Annotated in this window: 13 protein-coding genes; 5 read left to right on the forward strand and 8 right to left on the reverse strand. The window is 70.9% G+C overall.

Translation table 11 applies throughout. From position 1 onward, the window contains the following. Window positions 1-5 precede the first annotated feature (5 nt). A complete protein-coding gene (locus ACFTQE_RS12485) occupies window positions 6-1,430 on the reverse strand; it encodes an FAD-binding oxidoreductase (RefSeq protein ID WP_376925375.1) in 1,425 nt (474 codons plus the stop codon). 75 nt (window positions 1,431-1,505) lie between these two features. On the opposite strand from ACFTQE_RS12485, the gene ACFTQE_RS12490 reads away from it, so the two are divergent. Both ACFTQE_RS12490 and ACFTQE_RS12495 read left to right on the forward strand, forming a co-directional pair. After that, window positions 1,506-3,080 (forward strand): DNA-3-methyladenine glycosylase 2 family protein, encoded by a 1,575-nt coding sequence (locus tag ACFTQE_RS12490; protein WP_376925376.1) that lies wholly within the window; start codon window positions 1,506-1,508, stop codon window positions 3,078-3,080. Window positions 3,081-3,110: 30 nt separating this feature from the next. After that, window positions 3,111-3,782, forward strand: a complete 672-nt coding sequence (locus ACFTQE_RS12495; RefSeq protein ID WP_375836962.1) for a FadR/GntR family transcriptional regulator — start codon at window positions 3,111-3,113, stop codon at window positions 3,780-3,782. Between the two features lie 61 nt (window positions 3,783-3,843). Here ACFTQE_RS12495 and ACFTQE_RS12500 read toward each other — a convergent pair whose 3' ends face one another. The 7 genes from ACFTQE_RS12500 to ACFTQE_RS12530 all read right to left on the reverse strand — a co-directional run bounded on the left by ACFTQE_RS12500 (window position 3,844) and on the right by ACFTQE_RS12530 (window position 11,136). Next, a complete protein-coding gene (locus ACFTQE_RS12500; protein WP_376925377.1) occupies window positions 3,844-4,830 on the reverse strand; it encodes an ABC transporter substrate-binding protein in 987 nt (328 codons plus the stop codon). A 78-nt stretch (window positions 4,831-4,908) separates the two neighbouring features. Further along, window positions 4,909-5,940 carry an ABC transporter permease gene (locus ACFTQE_RS12505; protein ID WP_376925378.1) on the reverse strand — a complete coding sequence of 344 codons (1,032 nt, stop codon included), beginning with the start codon at window positions 5,938-5,940 and terminating at the stop codon, window positions 4,909-4,911. Then, window positions 5,937-7,472 (reverse strand): sugar ABC transporter ATP-binding protein, encoded by a 1,536-nt coding sequence (locus ACFTQE_RS12510; protein WP_376925379.1) that lies wholly within the window; start codon window positions 7,470-7,472, stop codon window positions 5,937-5,939. The genes ACFTQE_RS12505 and ACFTQE_RS12510 overlap by 4 nt, the downstream gene beginning before the upstream one ends. Beyond that, a complete protein-coding gene (locus ACFTQE_RS12515) occupies window positions 7,469-7,909 on the reverse strand; it encodes an RbsD/FucU family protein (protein WP_376925380.1) in 441 nt (146 codons plus the stop codon). Before ACFTQE_RS12515 ends, ACFTQE_RS12510 begins: the two co-directional genes overlap by 4 nt. Before the next feature lie 106 nt (window positions 7,910-8,015). Then, window positions 8,016-8,867, reverse strand: coding sequence for an amidohydrolase family protein (locus ACFTQE_RS12520; protein WP_376925381.1), 852 nt, complete (start codon window positions 8,865-8,867; stop codon window positions 8,016-8,018). Continuing rightward, entirely contained in the window at window positions 8,864-9,832 is a 969-nt protein-coding gene (locus ACFTQE_RS12525) for an aldo/keto reductase (RefSeq protein ID WP_376925382.1), read from the reverse strand. The genes ACFTQE_RS12520 and ACFTQE_RS12525 overlap by 4 nt, the downstream gene beginning before the upstream one ends. Then, window positions 9,829-11,136 carry an L-fuconate dehydratase gene (locus ACFTQE_RS12530; RefSeq protein ID WP_376925383.1) on the reverse strand — a complete coding sequence of 436 codons (1,308 nt, stop codon included), beginning with the start codon at window positions 11,134-11,136 and terminating at the stop codon, window positions 9,829-9,831. The genes ACFTQE_RS12525 and ACFTQE_RS12530 overlap by 4 nt, the downstream gene beginning before the upstream one ends. A gap of 145 nt (window positions 11,137-11,281) precedes the next feature. On the opposite strand from ACFTQE_RS12530, the gene ACFTQE_RS12535 reads away from it, so the two are divergent. From ACFTQE_RS12535 to ACFTQE_RS12545, 3 genes are all read left to right on the forward strand, one after another. Beyond that, window positions 11,282-12,130 (forward strand): fumarylacetoacetate hydrolase family protein, encoded by an 849-nt coding sequence (locus ACFTQE_RS12535; protein ID WP_376925384.1) that lies wholly within the window; start codon window positions 11,282-11,284, stop codon window positions 12,128-12,130. A 32-nt stretch (window positions 12,131-12,162) separates the two neighbouring features. Beyond that, window positions 12,163-12,921: an SDR family NAD(P)-dependent oxidoreductase gene (locus tag ACFTQE_RS12540; RefSeq protein WP_376925385.1), complete on the forward strand. Its 759-nt coding sequence runs from the start codon at window positions 12,163-12,165 to the stop codon at window positions 12,919-12,921. Window positions 12,922-13,021: 100 nt separating this feature from the next. After that, window positions 13,022-13,897 carry a fumarylacetoacetate hydrolase family protein gene (locus ACFTQE_RS12545; protein WP_375836980.1) on the forward strand — a complete coding sequence of 292 codons (876 nt, stop codon included), beginning with the start codon at window positions 13,022-13,024 and terminating at the stop codon, window positions 13,895-13,897. The last annotated feature ends 27 nt before the right edge of the window (window positions 13,898-13,924 follow it).

Genomic DNA, 13,924 nt, shown 5'->3' on the forward strand with positions numbered 1-13,924 from the left:
GCAGCCTATCGAGCAGGTGCCTCCGGCGCCGCAGGCGACGCGGACGCCTCGAACATGACGCCGGGATTCAGGATGGCGTGCGGGTCGAAGAGCGCCTTGATGCCGCGCTGCAGCTCGAACGAGTCGTCGCCGAGCTCGTCGGCGAGCCAGCGTCGTTTCAGCACGCCCACCCCGTGCTCGCCCGTCAGCGTGCCGCCGAGGGCGACGGCGGTGCGGAACATGTCGTCGGCCGCGGCCCACACGTGCTCGGGCACCTCGTCGCCCGTGAACACGAAGTTCGGGTGCAGGTTGCCGTCGCCCGCGTGCGCGATCGTCGGGATCTCGATGCCGTGGCGCCGACCGACCTCCTCGATCGCACGGAACATCTCGGGCAGGCGCGAGCGCGGCACGGCGACGTCTTCGATGAGCACCTGGCCCGAGGCCGCGAGCGCCGGGTGCATCGCGCGCCGGATGGCGAGCAGCCGGTCGCCCGTCGCGGCATCAGCCGAGCGGCTGACCCTGCCGCCGGCCGCGGCGAAGAGCTCGGCGATCTCCGCAGCCTCGTCGGCGGCTCCTGCGCCGTCGCACTGCGCGAGCAGGAAGGTCTCCGACGGGGCGAGCGATTCGAGCGGGGTGCCGGCGATGCCGTCGGCGCCGAGGTGCGCGGCGACGCGCGCGAGGCCGGCCGCGTCGATGAGCTCGAGCACCGCGGGCCGGAGCCGGGCAGCGGTCACTGCGGCGGATGCCGCGGCGGCGGCCTCGACATCGGGCAGCACCGCGGCGACGGAGACGGCCTCGCCCGGGGTGATCGGGCGCAGACGCACCGTCGCCTCGACGATGACGCCGAGCGTTCCCTCGGAGCCGGTGAAGAGCGCCGTGAGGTCGTAGCCCGTCACGCCCTTCACCGTGCGGTGGCCGGTGCGCAGCAGGCGCCCGTCGGCGAGCACCACCGCGAGGCCGAGCACCGCCTCGCGGGTCACGCCGTACTTCGCGCAGAGGAGCCCGCCGGCGTTCGTGGCGATGTTGCCGCCGATCGACGAGATGGCGCGGCTCGCGGGGTCGGGGGCGAACCACAGCCCGAGGGGGGCGAGCGCATCGTTCAGGTCGCCGTTCAGCACGCCGGCTTCGACGACCGCGAGTTCGTCGGCCTCGGAGATCTCGAGCACCCGGTTCATGCGCGAGAGGTCGAGCACGATCGAACCGGGGCTCGCGATGGCCCCGCCGGCGAGGCCCGTGCCGGCGCCGCGCGGCACGACGGGCGTCGACGTCTCACTCGCGATCCGCATGACGGCCTGCACCTCGGCGACGGATGCCGCGTGCACGACCGCGATCGGCGGGGTCGCACTGCGCCACCCAGAGCGGTCTTCGCGAGTGGCCTCGAGATCGGCCGGTGCGGTGGACACGGAAGCCCCGAGGGCGTCTTGCAGGAGGGTCACGACGGCGTGCGGCATCCCTCCACCATACGGCGCGTCACTCATGTCCGATTTCCGCTGGTCGGTATCGCCGGGGCGTGCGAGGCTTGCACCATGACCAGTACCGCCACCCCTCGCCGCCGGCTGCACGGCGACCCGCTCGACGACCCCGAGTTCGCGGAGCGGTACCGCGCCATGCAGGCCAGGGACGCCCGGTTCGACGGGCAGTTCATCACCGGCGTGCACTCGACGGGCATCTACTGCCGCCCGAGCTGCCCGGCGGTCGCGCCGAAGGCGTCGAACGTGAGCTTCTACCTCACCGCGGCGGCCGCGCACGAGGCCGGGCTCCGGGCCTGCAAGCGGTGCCTGCCCGACGCCGTTCCGGGCTCCCCCCAATGGGATCTGCGCGACGACCTCGCCGCGCGCGCCATGCGCCTCATCGCCGACGGCGTCGTCGAACGCGAGGGCGTGCCGGGGCTCGCCGCCCGGCTCGGCTACACCCCGCGGCACCTGACGCGAGTCCTCACGGGCGAGCTCGGCGCCGGGCCGCTCGCGCTCGCACGGGCCCACCGGGCGCAGACCGCGCGCGCACTGCTCACCTCGACGGCGCTGCCCGCGGCCGACGTCGCCTTCGCCTCGGGCTTCGGCAGCATCCGCCAGTTCAACGACACCATTCGAGAGGTCTACGAACGCAGCCCGCTCGAGCTGCGGGCAGCTGCGCGCGTGCGCGAGCGGCGGCCGGGTACTGCGGTCGCCGGTCGCGATGCGGCATCGGGCACCTCGACCGACGCGGCGCTCGACGGCGGCGTGGTGCGACTGCGGCTGCCCGCTCGGCCGCCCTTCGATGCCGCCGGCGTCTTCGGCTGGCTCGCCGCCCGGGCCCTCGACGGCGTCGAGCTGGCCGGCGACGACCGATACGAGCGCACCCTCCGCCTGCCAGGCGGTCCCGCCGTCGTCGCGTTCGCCGCGTCGGGCGACGCCGCAGCTCCCGCGATCGACGTCGAGGCGCGCCTCGCGACCCTCGCCGACCTGCCGCCGCTCGTCGCCAGGGTGCGTCGGCTCTTCGACCTCGACGCCGACGCCGTGGCGATCGACGCCGCGCTCGCCCGCGATCCCGCGCTCGCGGCCTCCGTCGCCGCGACGCCCGGCATTCGCGTGCCCGGATGCCTCGACGCCCACGAACTCGTCTTCCGCGCGCTCATCGGGCAGCAGGTCTCGGTGAAGGCCGCCCGCACCGCCCTCGCCCGGCTCGCCGCCGAACTCGGCGAGCAGCTGCCGCCCCGTGCCGACGGCGCCCCGTCGACGCTCTTCCCGACGGCGGCCGCGATCGCCGAGCACGGCCATGCAGTGCTCAGGGGCCCGGCTGCGCGGGTGCGCACCATCATCGACGTCGCGAGCCGGCTCGAGTCCGGAGCGCTCGTGGTGGCCGCCGAGTGCGAGCGCGTCGAACTGCAGGCCGACCTCCTCTCCGTACCGGGCATCGGCCCGTGGACGGCCGGCTACGTCGCGATGCGGGTGACGCGCGCACCCGACGTGCTGCTCACCGGCGATCTGGCACTGCGAAACGGCGCCGAGCAGCTGGGACTGCCATCGACGGCCGGGGAGCTCGCCGCCCTCGGCACGCGGTGGGCGCCCTGGCGCAGTTACGCGTCGATGCACCTGTGGCGCGCCGCGGCTGCAAAGATCTGATGTCTCCCCGTTGCACGGTACGATCACGGCATGGCCGTCACCGACGAAGCAATCCTGCACATCAAAGAGATGATCATCTCGGGTGAACTCGCCCCCGGAGATCGGCTTCCGCCCGAGAAGGAGCTGAGCGACCGACTCGGCCTCTCCCGCTCGTCGCTCCGCGAAGCCGTCAAGGCCCTCGAGGTGATCCGCGTGCTCGACGTGCGCCGCGGCGACGGCACCTACGTGACGAGCCTCGAACCGCGCCTCCTCCTCGAGGCCATGTCGTTCGTCGTCGACCTGCACGACGACCAGTCGGTGCTCGAGATCTTCGCGGTCCGACGCATCCTCGAGCCGGCGGCCACCTCCCTCGCCGCGCGCAACGCCGACGACGACGACCTCGCGCACCTGCGCGAGATCGTCGAGACCGTCGATCACGCCGCGGGGGTCGAGGCACTCGTCGAACACGACCTCGAGTTCCACCGCGGCATCGCAGAGGCCGCCGGCAACTCCTACCTCGCGAGCCTCATCGACTCGCTGTCGAGCCACACGGTGCGAGCGCGCATCTGGCGCGGCATCACGCAGGAGAACGCCGTCGAGCGCACCCTCTCCGAGCACCACGCGATCCTCGACGCGATCGAGGCCGGCGACGCCGAGCTCGCCGCCGCGCTCACCGTGGTGCACGTGAGCGGCGTCGAGCAGTGGCTTCGCTCCGCACTCTGACCCTCGAGGGCACGACAACGGGGGCGCCGGCCGAAGCCGACGCCCCCGCGACATCCGTGGCCTACTCGTAGAGGACGGCCTGGATCTCCTCGTCGTCGATGTTCGTGGCGTCGTACCAGTAGAAGCCGGTGTCGATCGTCTTCGGGAGGGTCTTGCCGTCGAGGGCCTCGACGGCGGCCTTCACCGTCTCGTAGCCGATGCCGACCGGGTTCTGCGTGATCGCGCCGGCCATGAGGCCATCGCGGATCGCGTCCATCTGCGCCTTGCCCGAGTCGAAGCCGATGACGGTCAGCGTCGTCGAGTCGAGGCCGAGCTCCTTGACGGCCTGCACGACGCCGATGGCCGAGCCCTCGTTCGAGCCGTAGATGCCCTTGAGGTCGGGGTTCGCCGCGAGGATCGCCTTGGCGAGGTCGGCGGACTTCGCCTGGTCGCCGCCGCCGTACTGGATGTCGACGATCTCGATGTTCGGCTCGTTCTCCTCCATGTAGTCGACGAAGCCGTCGCGACGCTCCTGGCCGGTGACCGAGGTCTGGTCGTGCACGACGAGGGCGACCTTGCCCTCGTGGCCGATCGCATCGGCCATGTGCTTGGCGGCCTCGCCGGCGGCGGCGAGGTTGTCGGTCGCCGCGGTCGTCAGCGGGATGTCGCTGTCGACGCCCGAGTCGAACGCGATCACCGGGATGTTCGAGTCCTTCGCCTGCTGCAGGAGCGGTCCGGCGGCCTGGCTGTCGAGGGCGGCGAAGCCGATCGCGGCGGGGCTCTTGTCGAGGGCGGTCTGCAGTTGCTGGATCTGCTGGTCGACGTCGGCCTCGGTGTCGGGACCCTCGAAGGTGATCTCGACGTCGAACTCCTCGGCGGCCTGCTCGGCGCCGGACTTCACGGCCTGCCAGAACTGGTGCTGGAAGCCCTTGGAGACGAGCGCGATGTACGGCTTCTCCCCGTCGGTTCCACCGGAGGCCGAATCGCCGCCGTCGCTCGCGCAACCCGAGAAGACGAGGGCTGCGGCAACGGCGCCGACGATGACGCCCATCGTTCGCTTCTTGAACATGTCACTCCTTGATGTGTGGGTATTCGTGATGGTGCAGATGGTGCGGGTGGTGCGGGATGGTGCCGGGATGCCAGCGGGTCAGGACCGCCGGCGTCGCAGCATGTCGAGGTACACCGCGACGAGGATGACGATGCCGACCGCGACCGACTGCCATTCCTGCGGGACGGAGATGATGCGCAGGCCGTTCGTGAGCACGGCCATGATGAGGGCACCGATCACGGTGCCGATGATCGAGCCCTTGCCGCCCTGCAGCGAGGTGCCGCCGATCACCACGGCCGCGATGGCCTCGAGCTCGAGGCCCATGCCGCCGGTCGGCTGCGCCGACGAGAGGCGCGAGGCGCTCAAGACGCCGGCGAGTCCGACGAAGAGCCCCGCGAGCGTGTAGATGATGATCTTCCAGCGGCGCACGTTCACGCCGGAGAGCGCCGTCGCCGCCTCGTTCGAGCCGATCGAGAACGTGTACCGGCCGACGATCGTCTTCGAGAGCAGCACGGCCGCGACCACGATCATGACGATGAAGATCGCGACGCCGAGCGGGAAGCGGATGCCCGGGATGATCGACAGGTTCATGATCGACTGGAACTCGGGGGTCTCGTTGAAGTAGATCGGCTTCGTGCCGGAGATCACGAGCGAGAGGCCGGCGGCGATCAGCATCATGCCGAGCGTCGCGATGAACGGCGGGATGCCGAGTATGGAAACGTTCACGCCGTTGATCAGGCCGATGAGGCCGCCGAACAGGATCGTCGCGGCGACGCCCGCCCAGAGCGGCCAGCCGAGGTAGGTCAGGAAGACGCCCGCCATGACGCCGCAGAGCACCATGCCCGTGCCGATCGAGAGGTCGATGCCGCCCGTGATGATGACGAAGGTGGTGCCGAGCGCCAGGATTCCCGTGACCGTGGCGGCCGTGAGGATCGAGACGAGGTTGTTCGCCGTGAAGAAGTGGGGACTCGCGAACGAGAAGACCACGACGATCACGATGAGGCTCGCGAAGGCGAGGAGCTGCTGCAGCGAACCGCGCAGCCAGGCGAATCGGGGGGCTCCGGCCTCGACCGCGGCGAAGGCCGTCGTCGACGGGGTCGGTGCAGACGGTTGCGTCGTCGTCGGGCTCATCGTGCGATCGTTCCTTCGCTGGTGAATCGGGTGGCGTAGTCCATGAGGTTCTCCTGTGTGGCTTCGGCGTTGTCGAGCACCGCGGTGAGGCGGCCCTCGGCCATGACGGCGATCCGGTCGGAGAGCCGGAGCACCTCGGGCAGTTCGGAGGAGATCATGATGATCGCCTTGCCCTGATCGGCGAGCTGGCGCAGGAGGGTGTAGATCTCCTCCTTCGCGCCGACGTCGATGCCGCGGGTGGGTTCGTCGAAGATCAGCACCTCGCAGTCCTTCGCGAGCCACTTCGCGATGACGACCTTCTGCTGGTTGCCGCCCGAGAGGTTCTTCACGAGCTGCGCGGTCGACGGGGTCTTGATGCGGAGCTTGTCGACGTACTCGCGACCGGTCGCCTCGATGCGCGACCCGCTCACGAACCCGAGCCCCGACACGTAGTCGCGGAGCGAGGCGAGCACGATGTTCTCGCGCACGCTGCGTTCGAGCAGCACGCCGAGTTGCTTGCGGTCCTCCGAGAGGTAGCCGATCCCGTGGCGCGCCGCCTCTGCCGGGTTCGCGATCCTCACCGGGCGCCCGTGCAGGCGGATCTCCCCGGCCTCGGTGCGATCGGCGCCGACGATGGCGCGGGCCACCTCCGTGCGACCGGCGCCCATCAGCCCGGCGAAGCCGAGGATCTCGCCGGCGTGCACGTCGAAGCTGACGTCGCGCAGCAGGTGCTTGGTGGTGAGGCCGCTCACCGAGAGCACGGGTTCGCCGGTCGCGGTCAGCGCCTGCGGCCGTTGCTCGCCGACGATCTCGCGACCGACCATGAGGGAGATGATCTCCTTCGGCTCCGTCTCGGCGGTCACCCTGGTGCCGATGTAGCGTCCGTCGCGCAGCACGCTGATGCGGTCGGAGATGCGCGCGAGCTCCTCCATGCGGTGCGAGATGTAGATGACGCCCGTCTCGGGCGTGCGGAACCGCTCGATCAGCTCGAAGAGCACGTCGACCTCGGTGTCGTTCAGCGCGGCGGTCGGCTCGTCCATGATGAGCACCTTCGCGTCGAACGAGAGCGCCTTCGCGATCTCGACCATCTGCTGGCGCGCCACGGTGAGCCGCTCGACGGGCTCCGCCGGGTCGAGGGCGAGCCCGAGCCGGTCGAAGAGGTCCTGGGCCCGGCGGTTCAGCGCGCGCTCGTCGAGGAACAGCCCGCCCGACCGGTGCTCCCGGCCGATGAAGATGTTCTGCGCGACCGTCAGGTCGGGCATCAGGTTGAACTCCTGGTGGATGATCGAGATGCCGAGCTCCTGCGCATGGCGCGGACCCTCGATCGTGAGCTCGCGGCCGTTGAGCCGGAAGGTGCCGGCGTCGGGCGTGTAGATGCCGGCGAGCAGCTTCATGAGCGTCGACTTGCCGGCGCCGTTCTCGCCCACGAGCGCGAGCACCTCGCCGTGCCGGAGGTCGAGTCGCACGTCGTCGAGCGCCTGGACGCCGGGGAAGCCCTTGCTGACGCCCTCGACATCGAGGAGCGGAGCGGTCGCGCCTGCCGACGCGGTCATGCTGCGGCCCCCGTCGGCGTGTACTCGTTCACGACGCCCTTGCGGAGCACGACGTTGCCGTAGGGCCTGAGCTCCCCGGTGCGGACGATCAGCTGCGCGGCGATCGCACGGTCGTAGAACGCGAATCGCTCGAGCTCTTCGACGCGGTCGTCCGTGGTCACCGCCGCCGCGACGAGTTCGTGCTGCACGGGCAGCCGTTGACCGCCCTCGGCCGCCATGAGCAGCACCGAGGCGCCCTCGTAGGTGTCGAGCGGCAGGACGGTGCGGATGGCGCCGACGACGTCGGCGGCCGCGAGCGCCGGCGCTTCGACGACGCTCGCCCCGACGCGATGCGCGGGGAAGTTCGCGTCGGCGACGACGAGTTCGTCGCCGTGACCGAGCCGATCGAGCGCGGCGAGCAACTCGCCTCCGAGGATCGGGTGGATGCCACTCAGCACGTGCGCCTCTCTTCCTTGAGATGTGGGATGAGTGTACTACTCATCCGATGTTTCATCGGCCCTGAGTCCGATTCGTTGTATTTGTGTTGCTAATTCACGAAAAACATCAGATTACTGGTGCGGAATAGACGCGTTCCGCCGTCCCTCCGAGCACCGCGTCGCGCTCGTCGGGGGCGAGTGCGTCGAGGCATCCGCCCATGACCGCCCAGGTGGGCTGGTAGCCGCCGTGCGGCACCGACATGGGCCAGTCGCCGCCGTACATCACGCGATCCGGGCCGAAGGCCTCGAGTGCGATCTCCCAGAGCGGCTGCACCGTCGCGGCGCCGAACGCGACGCCGGTCAGGTGCAGGCCGGAGAACTTCGTCACCGTGTTCGGCAGCGCGGCGACGGCGTCGAACTCGCGGCGCCAGGCGTCGAAGTCGTCGCGGCCGAGGGGCGGCTTGCCGAGGTGGTCGACCACGACGGTGAGCTCCGGCAGGTCGCCGGCGAGTCGCCGCACGGCGCCGAGGTGGCGCGGCCACGCGTCGGGAACGTCGAAGGCGAGCCCGCGTCGCGCGAGCTCCGCGAGCGAGGCGCGGACGTCGGGCAGTTCGAGGAAGTCGTCGCGCGGGTCGCCGTGCACGAGATGACGGATGCCCCGGAGCGCCGTCTCCCCGGCGAGCGCATCGAGCGCCGCGAACGCCGCAGCGCGGTCATCGAGCGGGACCCAGCCGACGACGCCGGCGACCCAGTCGTTGGCGGCGGCGACGTCGAGCATGAAGCGGGTGTCGGCGAACGAGTCCTCCGCCTGCACGAGGATCGCGGCGTCGATGCCGGCCGCGTCGAGCTCCGCCCGCGCCTGCGCAGGGCCGAAGTCCGCGTGGAGCGGTCCGAGCTCGGGCGTGATCCACGCGTAGTCGCTCACGCTGCGATCCCACAGGTGCAGGTGCGCGTCGATCGTGCGGGCGGGAACGGTCACGGGATCAGTCCCTCGTCTCGCAACCGCACCCACAGTCCGTCGGGGATCTCAGCGCGCACGCGGGCGGCGTTCGCCGCGATCTCCGCCGGGCGCGCCGAACCGACGACGACCGATCGCACGGCCGGGTGCCGCAGCGGGTACTGGAGGGCCGCCACCGGCAGTTCGGTGCCGGCTTCACGGCAGACCTCGGCGAGCCGCGTCGCGTGCGCGAGCACGTCGGCCGGCACCGCCCCGTAGTTGTAGCGCCCGTTCGCGCCCGGCTCCGAGGTCGAGAGCAGCCCCGAGTTGTAGACGGCCGCGGCGACCACGCCGACGCCGCGCTGCTCGCAGAGCGGCAGCAGTTCGTCGAGTGCCGGCTGCTCGAGGAGCGTGTAGCGTCCGGCGATCATCACGAGGTCGAGGTCGCCCTCGGCGACGGCGCGCGCCGCGGCATCCGCGTCGTTCGTGCCGATGCCCACGGCCGCGACGATGCCCTCGTCGCGGATCCGGGCGAGTGCCGGCAGGCCCTCGTCGATGCCGCGGTCGAGGTCGTAGGCGTCGGGGTCGTGCAGGAACGCGATGTCGATGCGGTCGAGTCCGAGCCGTTCGAGCGAGTGCTCGATGCTCGCGCGCACCCCGGCCTCGGTCGGGTCGAATCGTCGCACCAGGTCGTTCGGCACGGCGAAGTCGAAGTCCATGTCGTCGCCGCCCGCGAACGCGGGGTTCGGGTCGAGCACGCGACCGACCTTCGTCGAGACCACGAACTCGTCGCGCGGCTTCGTGGCGAGGAAGGCGCCGAGGCGCCGTTCGCTCAGGCCGAGCCCGTAGTGGGGAGCGGTGTCGAAGTAGCGGATGCCGCTGTCCCACGCCGCGGCGAGTGCCGCGTGCGCATCCTCGTCGCTCACCTCTCGGTAGAGGTTGCCGACGGACGCCGCGCCGTAGCCGAGCGGCCCGAGCCGCTCGGCGGACGTCACGTCACCGGTCACGCACGCACCCCGCCGACCGCGTGCGCGCCGCGCCAGGTGTACTCGTCGACGGATGCCGCGAACATCTCGGTGCCCGCGCCGGGTGCGGTCGGCGTGAGGTAGCGACCCCGTTGCACGACGGCGGGCGTCACGAAGTGCTCGTGGAGGTGGTCGACGAATTCGATCATGCGTCCCTCCATCGTGCCCGAGAGCGCCACGTAGTCGAACATCGACAGGTGCTGCACCGCTTCGCAGAGGCCGACGCCGCCGGCGTGCGGGCAGACCGGCACCCCGAACTTCGCGGCGAGCAGGAGGTTCGCGATGTTCTCGTTGACGCCGCCGACTCGGGTGGCGTCGATCTGCATGACGTCCATGCCGCCGGCCTGGAGCAGTTGCTTGAAGACGATCCGGTTCTGCACGTGTTCGCCCGTCGCGACCTTGATCGGTGCGACGCCGCGAGCGATGGCGGCGTGCCCGAGGATGTCGTCGGGGCTCGTGGGCTCCTCGATCCACTCGACGTCGAACTCGGCGAGCGCGCGCACCCATTCGATGGCCGCGTCGACGTCCCACCGCTGGTTCGCGTCGATCGCGATCGGGAAGCCCTCGCCCACGGCGGCGCGGGCGATGCCGAGACGGCGGATGTCGTCGGCGAGGTCGGCGCCGACCTTGAGCTTGATCTGCGGGTAGCCGTCGGCGACGGCCTCACGGCACAGGCGGTCGAGCTTCTCGTCGGAGTACCCGAGCCAGCCCGGCGTGGTCGTGTACGCCGGGTAGCCGACCTCGAGCAGGTGCGCTGCGCGCTCGGCCCGCCCCGGCTCGGCGGCGCGGAGGAGCTCGAGCGCCTCTGCGGGCGTGATCGCATCGCTGAGGTAGCGGAAGTCGACGAGGTCGACGAGCTGCTCGGGGGTGAGCTCGGCGAGCAGGCGCCAGAGCGGCAGGCCGGCGCGCTTCGCCTTGAGGTCCCAGAGCGCGTTGATCGCGGCCCCGATCGCCATGTGCATGACGCCCTTCTCGGGGCCGAGCCAGCGCAGCTGCGAGTCGTGGGTGAGCAGTCGCCACGCGGCGCCCATGTCGTCGAGCAGCGCCTCCACGTCCTGGCCGAGCAGGTGCCCGCGAAGCGTCTCGAGCGCCGCGACCTCGACGTCGTTGCCGCGTCCGATCGTGAAGACGAAGGCGTGCCCCTCGAGCCCGTCGGCCGCATCCGTTCGGATGATCAGGTAGGCCGCCGAGTAATCGGGATCGGGGTTCATCGCGTCCGACCCGTCGAGCTCGAGGGAGGTGGGGAAGCGGATGTCCCGGGTATCAACACTGACGATGGTGCTCATGACGTCCTTTCGTGGCGACCCCGAGCATAAACATCGGATGTCTCTCCTGTCAACCGCAGCCGGATGTGCAAGAATCTCCCAGAACCGGCCTGCACTTCAGTCAGAGTTCTGATGTTCACGCAGTGCCACGATGGAGAGGACCAGCATGAGATTCGCCCGGCTCGGCAACGTCGACACCGAGATCCCCGTCGTCGTCGACGGCGAGCGCACGTTCGACCTGCGCGCGATCACCGCTGACGTCGACGGCGCGTTCCTGAGCGGCGACGGCATCGAGCGCGCTCGCGCCGCACTCGCCGCCGGCGAACTGCCCGAGCTGCCCGACGCCGCGAACCTCCGCATCGGGGCCCCGATCGCCCGCCCGTCGGCGGTCTACTGCATCGGCATGAACTACGCCGCCCACGCCGCCGAGTCGGGGTCGGAGCCGCCCTCGCAGATCGTCATGTTCATGAAGTCGCCGAACACCGTCGTCGGCCCCTTCGACGACGTCGCCATTCCGCGCGGCAGCGAGAAGACCGACTGGGAGGTCGAACTCGGCATCGTCATCGGCCGCCGCGCGAGCTACCTCGACTCCCCCGCCGACGCCCGCGCGCACATCGCCGGCTTCGTGATGGCGAACGACCTCTCCGAGCGCGACTGGCAGATCGCCGTGTCGGGCGGCCAGTGGTCGAAGGGCAAGAGCGCCCCCGGCTTCTGCCCGACCGGACCCTGGCTCGCCACGAACGACGAGCTGAGCGCCGACGACGTGCGCCTGCGCAGCTTCGTCAACGGCGAACCGCGTCAGGACTCGCGCACGAGCGACCTCATCTTCGACATCGACACGATCGTCTGGACGCTCAGCCAGTACCTCACCCTCGAGCCCGGCGACCTCGTGCTGACCGGCACGCCCGAGGGCGTCGCCCTCTCGGGCCGCTTCCCCTACCTCGCCGCCGGCGACGTCGTGGAACTCGACATCGACGGCCTCGGCCGCCAGCGCCAGCAGTACGTCTCCGCCTGAACCCGATCAGCACGACCCGGAAGGACCTTCTCATGAGCAACGAATTCAGCGACCTCGTCGCGATCGTCACCGGCGGCGCATCCGGCATCGGCGCCGCGATCTCCGCCCGCCTGCAGCAGGGCGGCGCCCGCGTCGCCGTCTTCGACCTGCAGCCGGATGCCGCGGCGCACGCCGACCTGGCCATCGCCGTCGACGTGGCCGATGACGCGAGCGTGCGCGCGGGAGTCGAGCGCGTCGCCGCCGAGCTGGGCCGCATCGACATCGTCGTGAACAACGCCGGCATCGGCGCCCAGGGCACGATCGAGGCGAACTCCGACGACGAGTGGCACCGGGTCCTCGACATCAACGTGCTCGGCATGATGCGGGTCGCTCGCGCCGCGCTCCCCCACCTGCGCGAGTCGCCGTCCGCGGCGATCGTCAACACGGCGTCGATCGCGGCGACGGCCGGGCTGCCCGAACGCGCGCTCTACAGTGCGAGCAAGGGCGCGGTCTCCGCACTCACCCGCGCGATGGCGGCCGACCACCTGCGCGAGGGCATCCGGGTGAACGCCGTGAACCCGGGCACCGCCGACACTCCGTGGATCGGGCGCCTGATGGCCTCCGCCGCCGACCCGGTCGCCGAGCGCGCGGCCCTCGAGGCCCGCCAGCCGCACGGCCGGCTCGTCACGGCCGACGAGGTCGCGGGCGCCGTCGCGTACCTCGTGAGCCCGGCGTCGGGCTCGACGACCGGTGTCGAACTCGCCGTCGACGGGGGCATGCAGGAGCTGCGCCTGCGTCCGGCGGCGAGCTGAGGCGGCATCCGCTCGATTTGTCGACGCGGCGGTGCATCCGGCGGTGTTCGTTGTACATCGCGCACAGTCGGATCGCACTGCCGCCCGATAGCCTGAAGAGGTGAAGTTCGCGCACCTGAGAGTCGAAGGCCAGACGACACCTCGACTCGCGGCGGTGATCGCGGAGTCGGCGCTCTTCCTCGACGAGTTCATGGAACGACCGCCGCGCGACCTGCAGGATCTGATCGAACGCGGCCCAGAGGGCCTGGCCGAGGTGCGCGAGGTCGTCGACACCGCCACGAGCCTCGGTGCCGAGCTGACCCCCGTGGCTGCGCTGCGGCACTCCTCTGCGGTGCTCCGCCCCGCGCAGGTCATCGCGATCGGCGCGAACTACGCCGCACACGCCTCCGAGCTGAAGCTGCGCTCCGAGACGGCGATGACGATCTTCTCGCTCTGGCCGAACTCGCTCACGGCGCACGGCGCCACGACGACCTGGCCCGAAGACCTGACGACGCAGGTCGACTACGAGGCCGAGCTCGGCGTCATCATCGGCCGGCCCGCCCGCGGCGTGCACGTTCGCGATGCGCTCGACTACGTGTGGGGCTATACCGTCGTCAACGACATCACGGCCCGCGACATCCAGTTCAGCGAGGCGCAGTGGTCCCGCTGCAAGTCGTTCGACGGCTTCACCCCCACCGGGCCGGTCGTCGTCACGGCCGACGAGATCCCCGACCCGCAGGACCTCTGGCTCACCACGAACCTCGACGGCAGCATCATGCAGGACGCGTCGACGAACGAGATGGTGCGCAGCGTCGCAGAGATCATCTCGCTGCTCTCGCGGTCGGCCACGATCCCGCCGGGCACGCTCATCTCCACCGGCAGCCCGGGCGGCGCCGGCTATTCGCGCAAGCCGCCGGTCTTCCTGCGCGACGGCTCCACCGTCACGGTCACCGTCGAGGGCATCGGCTCCCTGACGACGCACTGCCGGGTGGTCTGACCCGTTCGGTGTCGCGGTCGCTCGACC

This window comes from Agromyces sp. NPDC056965 (assembly GCF_042673425.1).
GTDB lineage: Bacteria > Actinomycetota > Actinomycetes > Actinomycetales > Microbacteriaceae > Agromyces.